Origin of the sequence: Variovorax soli, assembly GCF_031454625.1 — a bacterium.
Lineage (GTDB): Bacteria > Pseudomonadota > Gammaproteobacteria > Burkholderiales > Burkholderiaceae_C > Variovorax > Variovorax soli_A.
Genome location: NZ_JAVDRF010000003.1, coordinates 297,363 through 313,325 on the forward strand (window position 1 = coordinate 297,363; position 15,963 = coordinate 313,325).

The 15,963-nt window shown below is 62.3% G+C and carries 15 protein-coding genes; 6 read left to right on the forward strand and 9 right to left on the reverse strand.

The window, feature by feature from the left end; translation table 11 throughout:
- From J2739_RS08565 to J2739_RS08605, 9 genes are all read right to left on the reverse strand, one after another.
- A complete protein-coding gene (locus J2739_RS08565) occupies nt 1-948 on the reverse strand; it encodes a glycosyltransferase family 2 protein (RefSeq protein WP_309900504.1) in 948 nt (315 codons plus the stop codon).
- The gene (locus J2739_RS08570) at nt 945-1,310 is read right to left on the reverse strand and encodes a GtrA family protein (RefSeq protein WP_309900506.1); all 366 of its coding nucleotides are present in this window, start codon (nt 1,308-1,310) and stop codon (nt 945-947) included. The genes J2739_RS08565 and J2739_RS08570 overlap by 4 nt, the downstream gene beginning before the upstream one ends.
- Before the next feature lies 1 nt (nt 1,311).
- Nucleotides 1,312-2,229 carry a transketolase family protein gene (locus tag J2739_RS08575; RefSeq protein ID WP_309900507.1) on the reverse strand — a complete coding sequence of 306 codons (918 nt, stop codon included), beginning with the start codon at nt 2,227-2,229 and terminating at the stop codon, nt 1,312-1,314.
- Complete coding sequence (locus J2739_RS08580) at nt 2,226-3,038, reverse strand: transketolase (RefSeq protein WP_309900510.1); 813 nt, start codon at nt 3,036-3,038, stop codon at nt 2,226-2,228. Before J2739_RS08580 ends, J2739_RS08575 begins: the two co-directional genes overlap by 4 nt.
- Nucleotides 3,035-4,069 carry an NAD-dependent epimerase/dehydratase family protein gene (locus tag J2739_RS08585; RefSeq protein ID WP_309900512.1) on the reverse strand — a complete coding sequence of 345 codons (1,035 nt, stop codon included), beginning with the start codon at nt 4,067-4,069 and terminating at the stop codon, nt 3,035-3,037. Before J2739_RS08585 ends, J2739_RS08580 begins: the two co-directional genes overlap by 4 nt.
- A 13-nt stretch (nt 4,070-4,082) precedes the next feature.
- A complete protein-coding gene (rfbH, locus tag J2739_RS08590; protein ID WP_309900514.1) occupies nt 4,083-5,414 on the reverse strand; it encodes a lipopolysaccharide biosynthesis protein RfbH in 1,332 nt (443 codons plus the stop codon).
- Nucleotides 5,407-6,492, reverse strand: a complete 1,086-nt coding sequence (rfbG, locus tag J2739_RS08595) for a CDP-glucose 4,6-dehydratase (RefSeq protein WP_309901098.1) — start codon at nt 6,490-6,492, stop codon at nt 5,407-5,409. Before rfbG ends, rfbH begins: the two co-directional genes overlap by 8 nt.
- A complete protein-coding gene (gene rfbF, locus J2739_RS08600) occupies nt 6,492-7,262 on the reverse strand; it encodes a glucose-1-phosphate cytidylyltransferase (protein ID WP_309900516.1) in 771 nt (256 codons plus the stop codon). Before rfbF ends, rfbG begins: the two co-directional genes overlap by 1 nt.
- 68 nt (nt 7,263-7,330) lie before the next feature.
- Entirely contained in the window at nt 7,331-9,052 is a 1,722-nt protein-coding gene (locus J2739_RS08605; RefSeq protein ID WP_309900517.1) for a sugar translocase, read from the reverse strand.
- 572 nt (nt 9,053-9,624) lie between these two features.
- Here J2739_RS08605 and J2739_RS08610 point away from each other — a divergent pair.
- The 6 genes from J2739_RS08610 to J2739_RS08635 are packed head-to-tail and all read left to right on the forward strand — an operon-like array spanning nt 9,625 to nt 15,957.
- On the forward strand, nt 9,625-10,752 hold the full coding sequence (locus J2739_RS08610) for an FkbM family methyltransferase (RefSeq protein ID WP_309900519.1): 1,128 nt from the start codon (nt 9,625-9,627) through the stop codon (nt 10,750-10,752).
- The gene (locus J2739_RS08615) at nt 10,749-11,402 is read left to right on the forward strand and encodes a NeuD/PglB/VioB family sugar acetyltransferase (protein ID WP_309900521.1); all 654 of its coding nucleotides are present in this window, start codon (nt 10,749-10,751) and stop codon (nt 11,400-11,402) included. Before J2739_RS08610 ends, J2739_RS08615 begins: the two co-directional genes overlap by 4 nt.
- Nucleotides 11,399-12,436: a glycosyltransferase family 4 protein gene (locus J2739_RS08620; protein WP_309900522.1), complete on the forward strand. Its 1,038-nt coding sequence runs from the start codon at nt 11,399-11,401 to the stop codon at nt 12,434-12,436. Before J2739_RS08615 ends, J2739_RS08620 begins: the two co-directional genes overlap by 4 nt.
- The gene (locus tag J2739_RS08625; protein WP_309900524.1) at nt 12,433-13,467 is read left to right on the forward strand and encodes a glycosyltransferase family 4 protein; all 1,035 of its coding nucleotides are present in this window, start codon (nt 12,433-12,435) and stop codon (nt 13,465-13,467) included. Before J2739_RS08620 ends, J2739_RS08625 begins: the two co-directional genes overlap by 4 nt.
- A complete protein-coding gene (locus J2739_RS08630) occupies nt 13,464-14,816 on the forward strand; it encodes a glycosyltransferase (RefSeq protein WP_309900526.1) in 1,353 nt (450 codons plus the stop codon). Before J2739_RS08625 ends, J2739_RS08630 begins: the two co-directional genes overlap by 4 nt.
- Nucleotides 14,809-15,957 carry a DegT/DnrJ/EryC1/StrS family aminotransferase gene (locus tag J2739_RS08635; RefSeq protein WP_309900529.1) on the forward strand — a complete coding sequence of 383 codons (1,149 nt, stop codon included), beginning with the start codon at nt 14,809-14,811 and terminating at the stop codon, nt 15,955-15,957. Before J2739_RS08630 ends, J2739_RS08635 begins: the two co-directional genes overlap by 8 nt.
- Nucleotides 15,958-15,963: the final 6 nt, after the last annotated feature.

Below are 15,963 nucleotides of genomic sequence, written 5' to 3' on the forward strand. Positions count from 1 at the left end.
TCAAAGGTCGGGCGCTTGGTTCATGTTGATCCTCTCGCGTTCCACGACCAGCGGTCTCTTCATCACGTGAGTAAGAATCGCCCCCACATATTCCCCCAGCAATCCGATAAAGAACAGTTGCACCGACGCGAAGAAGAACATGCCGATCAGAATGGGCGCAGTGCCGGCGGAGAACTCGTTCCAGAAAGCCAGCTTCAGTACGAGGTAGACCAGCGAGACGAACAGGCTCAAGCCGGAGAGGATGAAGCCCGCCATGGTTGCAATCCGCAGGGGCACGCGCGAATGCGATGTGATGCCCAGCATCGCGATGTCGTACAGCGTATAGAAGTTGTTCTTCGTGATGCCTCGCCTGCGGCGTGGCTGGTTGTACGGGATCTGTACCGGTTCGAAGCCCACCTCCGAGATGAGGCCCCGAAGATAGGGATAGGGATCGTCGATCCTGCGCAGTTGCTCCAGCACTTTTCGGTCGTAGAGACCGAAGCCCGTGAAGTTCTGGATGAGCTTCACGTCTGCAATGCGGGTGACCATCCGGTAGTACAGGCGCCGAATCGCAAACATCAGGCTCGATTCATCCGCACTCGGCTTGACGCCCACGACCAGCTTTGCGCCTTTGCGCCATTCCTCCACGAAGCTGCGCATGAGTTCCGGTGGATCCTGGAGGTCGCAGACCAGCAGGATCGCCGCATCGCCGCCGGCCTGCAGCAGCCCGTGGTACGGCGATCGGATGTGGCCGAAATTGCGCGCATTCAGAATCACCTTGACCTTGGGGTCGCTAGCGGCCATGGCGCGCAGCAGGTCCGGCGTGCGGTCGGACGAACAGTTGTCGATGAAGAGATGTTCGTAGCTCACACCCTCGATCGTCGCGAAGACCTCCCGAGTCTGCCGGTAGACCTCCTCGACATTGTCTTCTTCGTTGTAGCAAGGAGTGACGACGGTGATGTGCTTCATGAAACTTCAAAGACGAAACGGCGCTGCAGCAGAAAGGCGATCAATGCCAGCGGGAGGATGACCAGGGCGTTCGCGAGATAGACATTCAGTCCCGCGCGGAGCAAGGCCGCGACGGAGCCCACGTTCAAGAGATACACGACGCCATAGACGGCGACGAAGCGGCCGATCCGGGACAGAGGCGCGCCCCCGAAGACGAGCCGCCCCGTGCTCTGGAAATTGAATGCGATGCCCAACACGGTCGCAAGGCCGATCGCGATGGGGTAGGGCATTCCGGCCCAGATGAAACCGGCGAAGATCCCATAGCCTACGACGGTGTTCAGCCCGCCGACCATTAGAAAGCGAAACAGCTGCGAACTGATCACCTCAGGATGCCTTCCAGCGGGCAGCGAAGGGGAGGACCCGCTCGCGGACCGACGCAAGATCCAGCCCGTGCTCGCGCATGGCGTGCGCGTAGCTGCCGCAAGTCTGGGAGAAGCGTTCTCCGATACCCACACGCAGCATGGGAAGCGGGCGCGTTTCGGACAACGCCTCCAGCACCGCACCCCCGAGTCCACCCGCCGCAGAATGCTCCTCGAACGTGACGAAGGCGCTGGCACCCGCGGCCAATTCGGCAACCTGCCGTGTGTCGAGCGGCTTGATCCACGGCGCACTCCACACGGAAGCAGCGAGTTCGTCGCCCAGCGCGCAAGCCGCCTTGACCATGGAGCCTGTGGCGATCAGCGCTACCGGATGATGTCCTTCGCGAACCCGAACGAGTTGGCCGCGCCGCAGGTCTGGCAGGGATGCATGAACCTGGCCGACATCGGCTTTGCCCATGCGGAGGTACACCGGGCCTTCCGCGCGCAAGGCCATTCTCATGCAGGCGGTCAGTTCGTGCGCATCGCAGGGGGACATGATCTCGATGTGCGGCACCGACCGCAGACAGGCGATGTCCTCGAAGCTCTGGTGGCTGGTGCCTAGCGTGCTGTAGACCAGGCCGGCCCCGTCGCCCGTGAAGACGACCGGAAGCTTCTCGTAGCACACGTCGATCTTGATCTGTTCCAGCACCCGAACGGGAATGAACGCGCTGAGGCCGTACACAATGGGCCGCAGCCCTGCCTTCGCGAGTCCGGCCGCCACGCCCACCATGTTCTGTTCGGCAATGCCGGCATTGATGTACTGGCCGGGGCACCGCTTGCGGAACTCGTCGAAGAGCGCGTAGCCGTGGTCTCCGGTCAAAAGGACAACGCGCTCATCTTGTGTGGCCGCCTCGACGAGGGCATTGGAGAACGCCGTTCTCATGCCATCGCTCCTTCGATTTCGCGCAGGGCCTGCACATACAGATCAGGTGTGAGCCGCGAGTAGTGCCACGCATTCACGTTCTCCATGTAGGAGACGCCCTTGCCCTTGACGGTCTTGGCCACCAGCGCCTTGGGCCGGCCATTCTTCTTGGCCTCAAGAGCCTCGATGGCGGCGGAGATTGCGTCGAGGTGGTGGCCATCGACCGGCAGGACGTCGAAATCGAAGGCGGAGAACTTCGCGCAGAGGTCGCCGAGCTGCATCACCTCGTCCGTGGTTCCCATGGCTTGAAAGCCGTTGGCGTCGACGATGATCATCAGGTTGTCCAGCTTCGCGTGTGCTGCAAAGAGCATTGCCTCCCAGATCGGACCTTCGTTGATCTCTCCGTCTCCGATGATCGCGTAGCACTTCTGTCCCGTCTTCTTCCGCGCCGCGGCCATCGCCAGGCCCACGCCGACCGAGAGTCCGTGCCCGAGAGTTCCGGATGTCACTTCGCAACCCGGCACGTGGGCATCGGAAAGCCCCTTGAGCCGCGACCCATCATGAAAGTAGTTGTCGATGTCCTTGCGGTCCAGCCAGCCCAGCTCGTACAGACAGGCGTACTGCGCCATCACGCCATGCCCCTTGCTGAGCACCAGATAGTCGCGCATCGGGTCGTCCGGGTTCGTCTCGTCATAGCGCAGGTGCCGGCCATAGAGCCGCGAGAGCAGCTCGATGATCGAGAAGGCACAACCCAGGTGGACGGCGTTGCCGGCGAAGGCCATTTCGACGACTGTTTTCCGCAGGTCCGCGGGATGGAAGGAGGGTTTCATGTTGAAGCCGTTGAAGTTGCGGCTGGCGCTTGCCGGCGCCAGGCGAGAGTTCGTTGGATTCCCTCTTCGAGGTCTACAGCATTGGTCAGTCCGAGCTCGGCGCGCGCGCGCTGCACACTGGGGACATAGCGCTGTCCCGCGAGGCCCGGCTTCGGCTGGCCGGCAATGCGCAGTGGAACACCAGTGCCCGAAAGCCGCGTTATCTGGGCCGCCAGGGCTGCGATTGTGACCGTCCTGTCGCTGCCAATGTTGTAGGCGCGCCGGGGCGCGCCGAGGACGAGGCAGCTCAATAGCCAGCGGGCCATGTCAGCCGCGTACTGGTAGCTGCGGACTGCATCGCCAGTGCCCTGCACGATGATACCTTGGCCGGCCGCCGCCTCTTCGATGAACTGGGCAGCTGCAGCACCGCTCGATGGAAGGAGGTACGGGCCGATGAAGGCGAAACAGCGCGCGATCACGACGTCGAACGGCCAATGCTGCAGCATCACAGCCTCCGCAAGACGCTTGGCCCGCGTGTAGTCGTTGGCCGCCTCCGACGCGTTCCATGCCATTTCCTCGGTCAACGACTCGGCGGATTGCTGCCCTCCGTAAACGGCGCCGGAGCTGATGTGCAGGAGCCGACCGGCCCGGCACGACGCGGCGAACTCGCACACGCGCCGCGCGCCTGCTTCGGCCAATGCCTGGAGCGCGCTGCCACCGGCCTGCTGCGGCGCGACTGGGAGGGCCGCGTGAATCACGCAGGAGAACTCGCCGGCCGGAGCTGCAAAGTCCTGCACGTCTCCGCGGATCAGCGTCACTGCGGGTGCGTGCGCGAGATGCGGGCTGGCCCGGCCGAACGCGTCCGGGTCGCGCGTCAGTACCGTCACGGCGATTCCCAGCCTCAAGGTGCGCTCCGCGTGCAGCAGGCATTCGAGCAACCACTTGCCCACGAAACCCGTGCCCCCGGTGATGAACAGCGACTGCTTGCGCATTCCGTTCCATACATCCGGAGAGGTCAGGCGCAGGACCTCATCGAGATCCGTTACCGGCACGGGCGAAACTGTGTCAGTCAAACCGCAGGCCGAGATAGGTTTCGATGCTGTCGATGGTGTGGTCGAGCATGGCTTCCGTGAGCCCGGGGTAGACACCGACCCAGAAGGTGTCGTTCATGATGCGGTCGGTATTCTTGAGCTCCCCCACCACGCGATAGTTGCGCCCGGCCATGTAAGGCTGGCGAACGAGGTTCCCCGCGAAAAGGAGTCGCGTGCCGACTTTCTGCTGATCGAGATAGGTCAGCAAATCGACGCGACGGGTGTTGGCTGCGTCGCGCAGGGTAATCGGAAAGCCGAACCACGAAGGCTCCGAACCAGGGGTGGCTTCGGGTAGCTCGAGAAACTCTTCGGCTCCGCGCAGACGGTCCTTGAGATAGTCGAAGTTCTTCTTGCGTGCAGCCACGAAGCCATCCAGCCGATCAAGCTGGGCCAGTGCGCAGGCGGCTTGCATGTCGGTGATCTTCAGGTTGTAGCCTAGATGCGAATAGGTGTACTTGTGGTCGTAGCCTTCAGGCAGGTCGCCGAGCTTCCAGCAGAAGCGCTTGCCGCAGGTGTTGTCCTTGCCGGGCGGGCAATAGCAGTCGCGGCCCCAGTCGCGGATGGATTCGGCGATGAGTCGAAGCTCATCGTTGTTGGTGAACACCGCGCCGCCTTCGCCCATCGTAATGTGGTGGGCCGGGTAGAAACTCAGGGTGCCGATGTCGCCGAAGGTCCCGACCAACTGGCCGTCGTAGCGTGACCCGAGCGCATCGCAGCAGTCCTCGACCAGCCAGAGCCCGTGCTTTTCGCAGGCGGCCTTGACCACCTTCAGGTTGTAGGGGTTGCCCAACGTGTGGGCCAGCATGATGGCCTTCGTGCGCGGGCCGATGGCTGCTTCAAGAAGATCGGCGTCGATGTTGTAGGTCGGAATGTGCACGTCCACGAAGACAGGCACCGCTCCGCACTGAAGGATCGGATTGACCGTCGTCGGGAAACCGGCCGCCACGCCGATGACTTCGTCGCCCGGCCGGATGGCGCGCTCGCCGAGCTTGGGCGACGTCAGCGTCGTGAACGCTACCAGGTTTGCGGACGACCCTGAGTTGACCGTGATCAGGTGCTTGACGCCGATGTAAGCCGCCAGGCGGCCTTCGAACAAGGCGTTGAACCGACCCGTTGTCAGCCAGGCGTCGAGCGATGCATCGACCATCAGTTGCATTTCAGGCGTACCGACGACTTTGCCCGATGGCGGAATCAGCGTTTCGCCAGGAACGAAGGGTTGTGGCTTGCCGGCCAGTTCGCCGTATTCAGCGACCAAGGCCAGGATCTTCTTGCGGAGCTCGTTTTTCTGGAATGAGACTTCAGTCATGGAGGGGGGTGCTTTCGTATTGCTGGATCTGTTCGAGGGTGAAGTCGGTCATGTCGCGGCCCGCGAGCCAGGCTTGCTGCCATTCGACAATCGCGCCGAGGCTTCGAGGCAAGTCCCAACGTGGAATCCAGCCGAGGGTCTGCCGAGCCTTGGAGCAATCGAGCTTGAGCCAATTTGCCTCATGAGGTTGATCCTCGCGCACTTCGCTGCGCCACTTCGCACCGCCGCCCCACATTGTTGCCAGCTTGTCGGCGATCCAGGACACGGGCCGGGCATCCGAATCGTGGGGCCCGAAGTTCCACGCCTGAGCCCATCGCGGACCTTCGGCGTGCAGCTTCTCTGCCAGCATCATGTAACCGTGCAGCGGCTCCAGCACGTGCTGCCATGGACGCACGGCAGAGGGATTGCGTATGTCCGCGATTCGATGTTCGCCGAAGGCGCGCAGCAGGTCGGGCACCAGCCGGTCGTCTGACCAGTCGCCGCCACCGATGACATTGCCTGCGCGCGCCGTTGCCAAGGCGACGCCGTGCTCGCCGTGCCGGCTTTCGTTGAAGAACGACAATCGATAGGAAGCAGAGACAAGTTCCGCGCAGCCTTTGCTGTTGCTGTATGGGTCGTACCCGCCCATCGGCTCGTTCTCGCGATATCCCCATTGCCATTCGCGGTTCTCGTAGCACTTGTCGCTGGTGACCACCACCACCGAACGCACGGAGCTGCACGAACGAACGGCTTCGAGCAGGTTGACGGTGCCCATGACGTTGGTCGAATAGGTTTCGACCGGATCCACATAGGAGCGACGCACGAGCGGCTGCGCGGCAAGATGGAACACCACTTCGGGTGCGCAAGCCTGCATGGCCTGGCGCACGCCAATCAAGTCCCGAATGTCCCCGATGACGGAACTGGCAGTTGCCGACGCCGTGGTGAGCGCATGCAGGCTGGGTTGCGTCGAGGGATCGAGCGCGTAGCCTGTCACGATCGCGCCTTGCCTCGTTAGCCAGAGCGCCAGCCAACCTCCCTTGAAACCGGTGTGGCCCGTCAGGAAAACCCGTTTGCCCGCCCAGAAAGAGTCGCCGCGCATCACCAGATCTTCCACGGCGCCTTGCCGCTCTGCCACAGTTCTTCGAGGTGGGTCTTGTCGCGGAGCGTATCCATCGGCTGCCAGAAGCCCTCGTGCCGGTAGGCGCCGAGCTGAGCTTCTTCTGCAAGGCGCTCCAAGGGGTCTCGTTCCCAGATCGTGTGATCGTCGGCGATGTAGTCGATCACCGACGGCGACAGCACGAAGAAGCCGCCATTGATGAGGCCGCCATCCCCCTGGGGCTTTTCCTTGAAGGCCATGACCTTGTCTCCGTGCAGTTCAAGGGCGCCGAAGCGTCCTGGCGGCAGTGTGGCCGTGAGCGTCGCCTTGCGACCGCTTGCGCGATGGAACGCCACGAGTTTCGTGATGTCGACATTGCTGACGCCATCGCCATAGGTAAAGCAAAAGTCCTGCTCCCCCTGCAGATGGTCCACCACCCGCTTGAGACGCCCTCCGGTCATCGTCTCCTCGCCGGTGTCGACGAGAGTCACCTTCCAGGGTTCGGCATAGCGCTGGTGCACTCGCATCTGGTTGTGCTCCATGTCGAAGGTGACGTCGGACATGTGCAGGAAGTAGTTTGCGAAGTACTCCTTGATGACGTAGCCCTTGTAGCCGCAGCAGATGATGAAGTCATGGATCCCATGGGCGGAGTAGATCTTCATGATGTGCCAGAGCACGGGCTTTCCGCCGATCTCGACCATGGGCTTGGGCTTGAGATGGGTCTCTTCGGAGATCCGGGTTCCTAGGCCGCCGGCAAGAATGACTGCTTTCAAAAATTTCTCCTATGGGCTGCCGTTGAAGTTAAGACTCGGCGTTGGGCAAGGCGCGGACCAGCGGAGCGCTAGTCGAGGACGAAGAACACGACACGGCCATCGTTGCGGGTGAGCGTGGGAGCACGCCCGAGGCGGCGAGTCATCTCGTCGACGACGCTCGCGCCATTATCGGCGTACCCGTTCCTGTCGATGTACACGCCGGAGAAGCCCAGCGCTCTCACGCATTCCAATTGTTCTCCAAGGGGTTTCTTCGACAGCTCTCTATAGAAGAGATCTGCTTCCCTGCCTCGCGTGCCGCCTGAACTCCATCGAAGATCCCTGGAATTCAAGAAGCCCACGAGCAAGTCGTAACCGCCGAGGTTGAACAGGTTCGCCGATTCGGGAAAGGAAAGATAAGGCAGCTGGTAGACTGCCGCCCCCTTGGGTAAGGCGCTTTCAATTGACGCAATGAATTGCCTGTCCTGAAAAAACCTCGCCTTGGAAGACAAGGCCAAGTTGTAGGACGGCTTGGCCGTTTGGTCGTAGAGCCCGATGGTCGTAATGATGAGAAGAACAATCGCCATGGCCCATCTGCCGAGGCGCGCGGTCCTTCTCGCTCGGTCCGCCAGCAGGAAGAATGCTCCGATCGCGAAAAAGGCAATGAAGATGCTGATGCGATCCCACCCCCTGATCAAGGGTGAGACCAAGGTGGCAAAAAGAACGTTCAAGCCGCCGACCGTAGCGATCAGCAGAAGAAGAAACGTCAAGAGCGTGAAGATCCTCAGTCGCTGATCGATCTGCTGCCCAGCCGCAGCTCGAAAAAGAGCGACTGTCATCCACAAGAAGCCCAATACGCCAATGATGCCGAGTGACGAGACGGTGTTCGTGAGGGGGAAGGTGGTGTTGTACCGTTGCGTGAAGTCTCTGAGCGCCTTTATCCGATGCTGTTCGTACGGAAGTAGCAGGTGCACAGGCTTGAGCGAATAGACCTCGGTTTCCATCGGCACCCGCCGCGCGACTTCAACGTTTCTGCCGCTTTTCTGGATTTCGATGAGATGGGGGGCGACATTGGCAAGCACACCTGCTCCTATAGAACCGCACAAAGTCAATGCAATTAAAAAAGCGCGCGTACTCTTCGCCTGGACAGAGCCTGCAATGCCGCAGGTCAGAATGACGATCACGCCGAAGAAGGCAAAGTAGACACCGAAGCAGCTTGCAGTCGGCAGCAACACGGAAAAACCTGCCCAGCTCGATCTTTCAATACCGTGCAGTCCTGCATCGAAGACGCGGAAGCCGGCATAACAATAGAGCGGAACGACAAAATACCAGGTGTAAAACAGGTGCCCCATCTGCAGCCGAGCGAAGTGATAAGGCATGAATGCAAAAAGAAGGGCACCCGCAAATGCAGCGCCGGGTGCAATGTCGATCTTGCGGAGGGCAAAAAAAGCCGTGCCAAAAGCCGCTGAAAAGCCAAGGAGGATATAGAGATTGACTGCCGCAAAATAGGAGCCAGATGCAAGGCCGAGGAGCTTGAGCAGCAACAGGTTTCCGGCGTCGGACGCCGGGAAGTCCAGGAACGAGGATCCGAAGGGGAAGCCGCTTCTGTCGTTCTGAAAGAGCCAGCCCTCCAGGACTCGTTGCCCCATCCAGAACTGAAATAGCCCATCGCCCCCATAGATGAACGGGTATTCCAGATTGGGTTTGAGCCCCGCAGGCCATCCTGACAAGAAGACGCTTGCAAGGACGAACGAAAGCACCGCCCCGAATAGCAGAACGCCACGGTCTGCGGGTCTGAATGCAGGATTTCTCATCTCGAGGTCGGCGATCCGTGCGTGCGGGTTGCACGCCTGAGCAGCATCGCCTGCCGCTCGAACCGGCCCGGCTGGTCGCCCGGCAAACTGACTTGAACCGGACGCCCATGGAACGTTGCGGTGAAAGTCGCGGCGGACAATGCTTGGAGCGCGGTCATTGATGAAGCTGGAAGATGAAAGAAGCAGGGCGCACGGTGTTGCCCGGCGCTGAGCGAAGCAGTGCCGGGTCCACTGGCCGAAGCACTATGCAAGGCAATCCTGCCGAGTCCTGCAGCAAGCGCCGGCGATTATTACAAGTGTCCTGGCATGGTTTGCGCGCGTCTGCCAGCTTTCGTGGATCGGAAACGGCGCCGAGGGCCCTGCTACCATCCTCTTCTTCCCCTAGATGCCGAAGCGCTGTTCCGCGGACCAACCCGCGTTCGCGGGGCAGGATGCCCGCTTGAAAGAATGCAGACGGAGACTTTCCACAATTGAATACGCCACCGCCACAAGAGCCTTTGAGCTTTTTTCGACGCGCGGGACGCAGGGGTATGCGCGGCATTCGGCCATTCGTCCTACCGCTCCTCAATCGCTTGCAGACGCGCCTCCAATCCGCCATCGACCAATCGTCGATTCCGGCCAGGCTGGATGCCAGCGATCGGGCGCATGCCGCACGCTTCGATGCAATCGATCGCCAAGGTGCCGCGATGCGCGCATCGCTCGAGTCCGGGGAAGAGCTTTCGGCCCTTCGGTTCGAAAGCCTTCGCGTGGCCATCGACGCTTTGCGAAGAGATCAGGCGGAGACGGTAAGCAGGATCGAAGCGGCGGCTGAGCGTGTGTCGGATGCATTGGCGGGCGTCTCCGCTGCGAGTTCCGAGGGGGCGACGGCCGGCGCACTGCTTTCGCGCGTCGACACGCTCCTGCAGCGTTTGTCTCTGCCCCTCGGCAACGAGGTGATGTTGCAGACTCCCGATGGGTTCCTGCTTGTCCCGGCCGAGGACAGGACCTTGCTGGCCGCCGTATGGGAATCGGGCGGCCGCCTCGAGCCGGGAACCATCAAGGTCATGAAGGCGCTGCTGCGCGAGGGCGACTATGTCGTCGATGTAGGAGCCCACATCGGGCTGACCGTGCTCCCGGCCGCCAGGAAAGTTGGCCCTCACGGCCGCGTCCTTGCCATCGAACCGGGTTCGCGCGTGGCCTCCTTGTTGCGGCAGAGCATTGCGCTGAACTTTCTCGGCGACAGGGTGGTCGTGGAGCAGTGCGCTGCCGGCGACCAGCCAGGAACCGCTCGCCTTCATCTTTCCGACATCCTGGGTGAGTCGTCGCTGCTGAGCCTGCCGACGACCCGTGAGGCCGAGGACGTGGAGGTGAAGACGGTCGATGCCCTCGTTGCTCCGCAACAGCCGGTGCGCCTCGTCAAGATCGATGCGGAGGGCTTCGAGCCGCACGTCTGGCGGGGGATGCGTCGGGTCGTTGACGAGAATCCCGAACTGTTGCTGCTGGTCGAGTTCGGCCCCATCCATCTTCAACGGGCGGGTGTTTCGGTCGAAGCGTGGCTCTCTGGGTTCAACGCAGCCGGATTCACGCCCCATGAGATCGACGAGATGAGTGGCGAGATACGTCCGCTGCGGCCTGCGGCTGCGCTCGGTTCAGTTGCTTCGCTCAATCTCCTCATGTTGCGGCGACCGCTCGAGATGTATCCGGAGCTCCTGTTGGAATGAAGAAAACATTGAGTCGACGCATCGTCGTCGTCGGAGCGGGAGGCCACGCCAAGGTGGTGATCGAGCTGCTCCAGGTTTCCGGAACGTGGGACATCGTCGGCCTGGTCGATCCCTCTCCTGCTGGAGATGCCGTCTTGGGGGTTCCGGTCCTGGGGGGCGATGAAGTGCTGCCGGATGTTCTGGCGGGCGGTGTGTCTTCCGCGGTCATCGCCCTTGGAGGAAATCGGCTGAGGGAGCGCCTGGGCCGCCGGGCGCAGGCCCTCGGCTTCGATCTTCCGGCCATCGTGCATCCTTCGGCGCTGGTTTCGCCGAGTTCGCGCCTTGGCGCAGGGGTCGTGGTCATGGCGCGTGCCGTGGTCGGCACCGAAGCCTTCATATCGGACCTGGCGATCGTCAACACCGGTGCCGTGCTCGACCACGACAATTTCGTGGGCATTGCCGGACATGTAGCGCCCGGTTGTGCATTGGCCGGCAACGTGTCGGTGGGAGACCGGACACTGGTGGGGGTCGGCAGCGCCGTTCGTCCTCAGGTTCGCATCGGCGCAGACGTCGTCGTCGGCGCAGGCTCGGCTGTCGTGGCCGACGTCCCGAACGGCGCCATGATCGGCGGCGTTCCCGCCCGCCCGCTGCGCAAGAAAGAGTCGGCGTGAAGATCGGGATCATCTCGACAGCGGTTCCTCTGGTGATGGGGGGCGGCCGCTTCATCGTCGACTGGCTGCACGAGAAGCTGATCGAGCGGGGCCACCAGGCAGAGATCGTCTACATCCCGTATACGGACGACGTGGAGCACATACTTCCCCAGATGGCGGCGATCCGCATGATGAAGCTCGACGACTATTTCGATCGGGTGATCACCATCCGGCCGCCGGCTCACGTGGTTCGTCATCCGCGCAAAGTGGTGTGGTTCATCCATCACATCCGCATGTTCTACGACCTGTGGCAGACGCAGTACTGCCCTGTGCCCGATGACGCCCGCGGGCGCGCCATGCGAGCGGCAGTGATGGATGCCGACAACGTTGCGCTCGATGAGGCCTATGCGGTGTTCACGAATTCACGCGTCGTTGGCGATCGTTTGCGCAATTTCAACAGGATTGAGAGCCAAGTCCTGTATCCGCCTATCCTGCGGCCGGAGATTTTCCGCAGCGGCGAGTACGGGGACGAGATCGTGTCCGTATGCCGCATGGAGCATCACAAGCGCCAGCACTTGCTCGTGCAAGCGCTTGCCCACACCCGAACGCCGGTGCGCCTTCGCCTTTGCGGCACTTCGATGAGCTCGGCTTACATCGACGAGTTGAAGAGCACCGCGCTGCGGCTCGGCGTCGAAGAGCGGGTCACGCTCGAGGTCCGTTGGATTACAGAGCAGGAAAAGGCGGCCCGACTCGAGACCGCGCTGGCTTCGGCCTATCTGCCTTTTGACGAAGACAGCTACGGCTATCCCACCATCGAGGCCGCTCATGCCAAGCGATGCACGATCACGGTGACCGACTCCGGCGGGGTACCGGAGTTCGTCACGGATGGCGTGACCGGCTTCGTCACAGAGCCGACGCCGGATGCGGTCGCGCTTGCCTTCGATCGGCTCTACGAGGATCGCGGCATGGCGGGTCGCATGGGCGAGGCGGCGAGCGACCGCGTCTACGAGCTCGGCATCGACTGGGACACTGTCATCTCCAGGTTGCTCGCATGAAGGTCCTTGTGCTGAGTACCATGGTGCCGTTTGTCCACGGTGGCGCCGAGGAGTTGTTCTTCCATCTCGTCGACAACCTTAAAGCGGCCGGCGTCGAGGCGGAGGGATTCCGGATTCCGTTTACCTGGAATCCCGCCGAGCGCCTGATCGACGAGATGCTGATTGCAAGGCGATTGCGGCTCTACAACGTCGACCGGGTGATCGCACTGAAGTTTCCGGCATATCTGGTGCCGTGGAACGACAAGGTGCTCTGGCTTCTCCATCAGTTCCGCCAAGCCTATGACCTGCTCGATGCGGGCCAAAGCAACATTCCGCCCGATGCGCGCGGAGCGCAGATCATTCGCGCCATACGGGCCGCCGACAACGCTGCCTTCGCGGAATCGACGCGAATATTCGCCAATGCTCCGACCACTGCACGGCGTCTGGCGCACTACAACGGTGTCGCCAGCGAGGTGCTTCGGCCACCGCTCAACGACCCGGAACTCTTTGCCGGAGCCGAAAGCGGGGGCTACGTCCTGGCGACAGGACGGGTCAACGCCGGCAAGCGCCAGCACCTGCTGATCCGCGCGCTTGGTCATGCCCGCTCGACCCGGCTCGTGATCGCAGGACCGCCAGACTCGGCTGAAGACGCAGCGCTCTTGAGACGCCTCGCGGCCGAGGAGGGAGTGGCAGACCGTGTGGACCTCCGGCTCGGCTTTGTGCCTCGCCTTGAACTGGCCGAGCTCGTTAACCGTGCTCTCGCAGTTGCTTATCTGCCGTTTGATGAGGACTCGCTGGGCTACTGCACGATGGAAGCCTTCCAGGCCGCCAAGCCGGTGTTGACCACGAACGACGCGGGCGGCGTCCTCGATATCGTGCATCACGACGAGACCGGACTGGTGTCGGCACCCGAACCCGAGGCTTTGGGCGCTGCCCTCGCTGCGCTTTCGGGTGATCCGGCCCGGGCCGCCCGGCTCGGTAGCGCCGGACGTGCGGCCATGGAGGCGGAAGAGCTGACGTGGCCCGCCACTATCGAGAAGCTGGTCTCATGAGTCGATTGAGAATCGCTTGGCTCACGCCCTGGAATGCCGAGTCCGCAATCGCGCGGTCGGCGTCGGAGGTGGCTTCCGAACTGCAGCGGCGCGGACACGAACTCACCGTGTTTCGCACCGAGGTAGGCGATGCGCTGGACTTGCCTGCGCTGCCTTCGACCTGCAGGGTCGAGCGGGCCGCACATTGGTCAGCGCGCGACATTCGACATCAATTCGATGTCGCGGTGGCGCAGATTGGCGACCATCTCGGTTTCCACGGCGCGCTGCTGCCCAAGCTCCCCGACCTGGACGCAGTGGGGGTCTTCCACGACGCATTTTTGGCGGATCTTGCCTATTGCTGGCTTGACGGCGACGAAGCGGCGTTGCGGGAGCTGACCGCGCGGACCTACGGCGCAGACGCATGGCCGAGCGGCGAGCCCTACCTGCGCGACTTGGCAGATGTCATGAAGCGTCGGCCGATGCTCGAGTGGCTGGCTCGTCAGACCCAGGCGGCCGTTGCGCATGCGGAATACTATGCGCCGCGCCTGCGCCAATCTTGTCCCGGTCCTGTTGCGGTCATCCCTCTGGCCCTGACCTATCCCGGCCTGCCGCCGGTGCCTCCCGTCTGGCGTGGGATCACGATCGCCACTGTCGGACACGCCAACGCGAACAAGCGGATCGACCAGATCGTGATGGCGGTGGCTTCGTCCTACGAGTTGCGCTCGTGCTGCAGGATCAAGGTCATCGGCGCGATCGTCGAAGCCGAGCGTGTCCGCCTGGAGCGCCTGGCCTGGGCCGTGGGGATTGCGCCGCTGATGTTCACTGGCTGGTTGACGGACGATGACCTGCCGTTTCAGTTGCGCGACGTCGATGTGATGTCCTGCCTGCGCAATCCCGTGCTGGAGGGCGCGTCCGCGTCGCTGATTCTGGCCATGTCCTCCAAGCGGCCCACGCTTGTAACGAACCACGGCTGCTACGCGGAGCTGCCCGATGACACGCTCCTGAAGTGTTCGCCCGTCGACGAAGCGGTCGATGTGATGCGGCACCTGGAACGCTTGCTGCGCGATGCCTCCCATTTCAAGGCGCTGGGCGAGCGAGCCCATGCTCTTGCGGTCCGCCGTCATGCGCCCTCCGCTTACACTGATGCGCTCCTGCCTCTGCTAGAAGAGGTTGTCGAGCGACGGCCTGCAATTGATGCTTCGCGTGAACTCAGAGCCACTCTGGCCAGTTTCGGGCTGGATGCGGCAGACCAGGCAGTGGCGCGTGCGCAGGACGCGCTGGCCCAGCTGGTCAGAAGACGAAGTACATCTTTCAATATTCGCCATGACTACAAGCCAACTTCTTCCAACGCAGAACCAGGCCATGCGTAACATCCCCGTCTACGAACCTGATCTTTCCGGAAACGAGCGCAAGTACGTGCTCGAATGCCTGGATAGCAGCTGGATTTCGTCCATCGGCGCATTCATCGGGAAGTTCGAGGCTGCCATTGCGTCCACTACCAGCGCACCGCATGCCATCAGCGTCTGCAACGGAACAGTCGCCCTGCACCTCGCACTTCATTGTCTCGACATCGGCCCCGGTGACGAGGTCATCGTTCCAACGTTCACCTACATTGCATCGGTCAACACGATCGCACAGACGGGAGCGACGCCGGTGTTTGCCGAAAGTCGTGCGAGCGATTGGCAGCTGGATGCGGCGGATGTCGAGCGCAGGATCACGCCAAGGACCAAGGCCATCATGCCGGTTCATCTGTTCGGAGGCGCCTGTGACATGACTGCGTTGATGAAGATCGCCGATCGGCATGGATTGAAAATCGTTGAAGACTGTGCCGAGTCGCTGGGAACCACCATCGGGGGGAGGCATGTGGGCACCTTCGGCGATATCGGTACCTTCAGCTTCTTTGGCAACAAGACGGTGACGACCGGCGAGGGCGGCGCGGTGATCGCGACGGACGACGCTTTGGCTGCACGGCTGCGCATGACCAAGGGCCAGGGCCAATCGCTGACGCGCCGCTATTGGCATGAGGTATTGGGCTTCAACTACAGGATGACGAACATTGCCGCTGCCATCGGCCTTGCGCAGATCGAGCGTCTCGAGCCCGTGCTGGCTCGTAAACGCAACATTGCTGCCGCCTACCGCGAACTGCTCTCGCAGCTGCCTGTCAGCTTTCAAGCCGCCAACAACGATGTCGTCGGCTCCGACTGGCTGGTCAGCATGTTGCTTCCGCAGGGCACAGACCGGGATCGCCTCATGCAAGACATGGCAGAGGCCGGCGTCGATTCCCGGCCCGTCTTCTACTGTGCGCATACCATGCCGATGTATCGTAGCGACGAGGGGTTTCCGATCGCACAGGATATTGCGGCACGGGGACTCTCCGTTCCGAGCTATCCGACGATGACCGATGGCGACGTGGCGCGGGTTTGCGACGCACTTCAGAGCGCGCTGCGGCGGCAAGGGAAGGGCGCGCTTGACAATCGGCCAAGACTCAGGACCGAAGCGATCGGAGGGTAGGCGCGG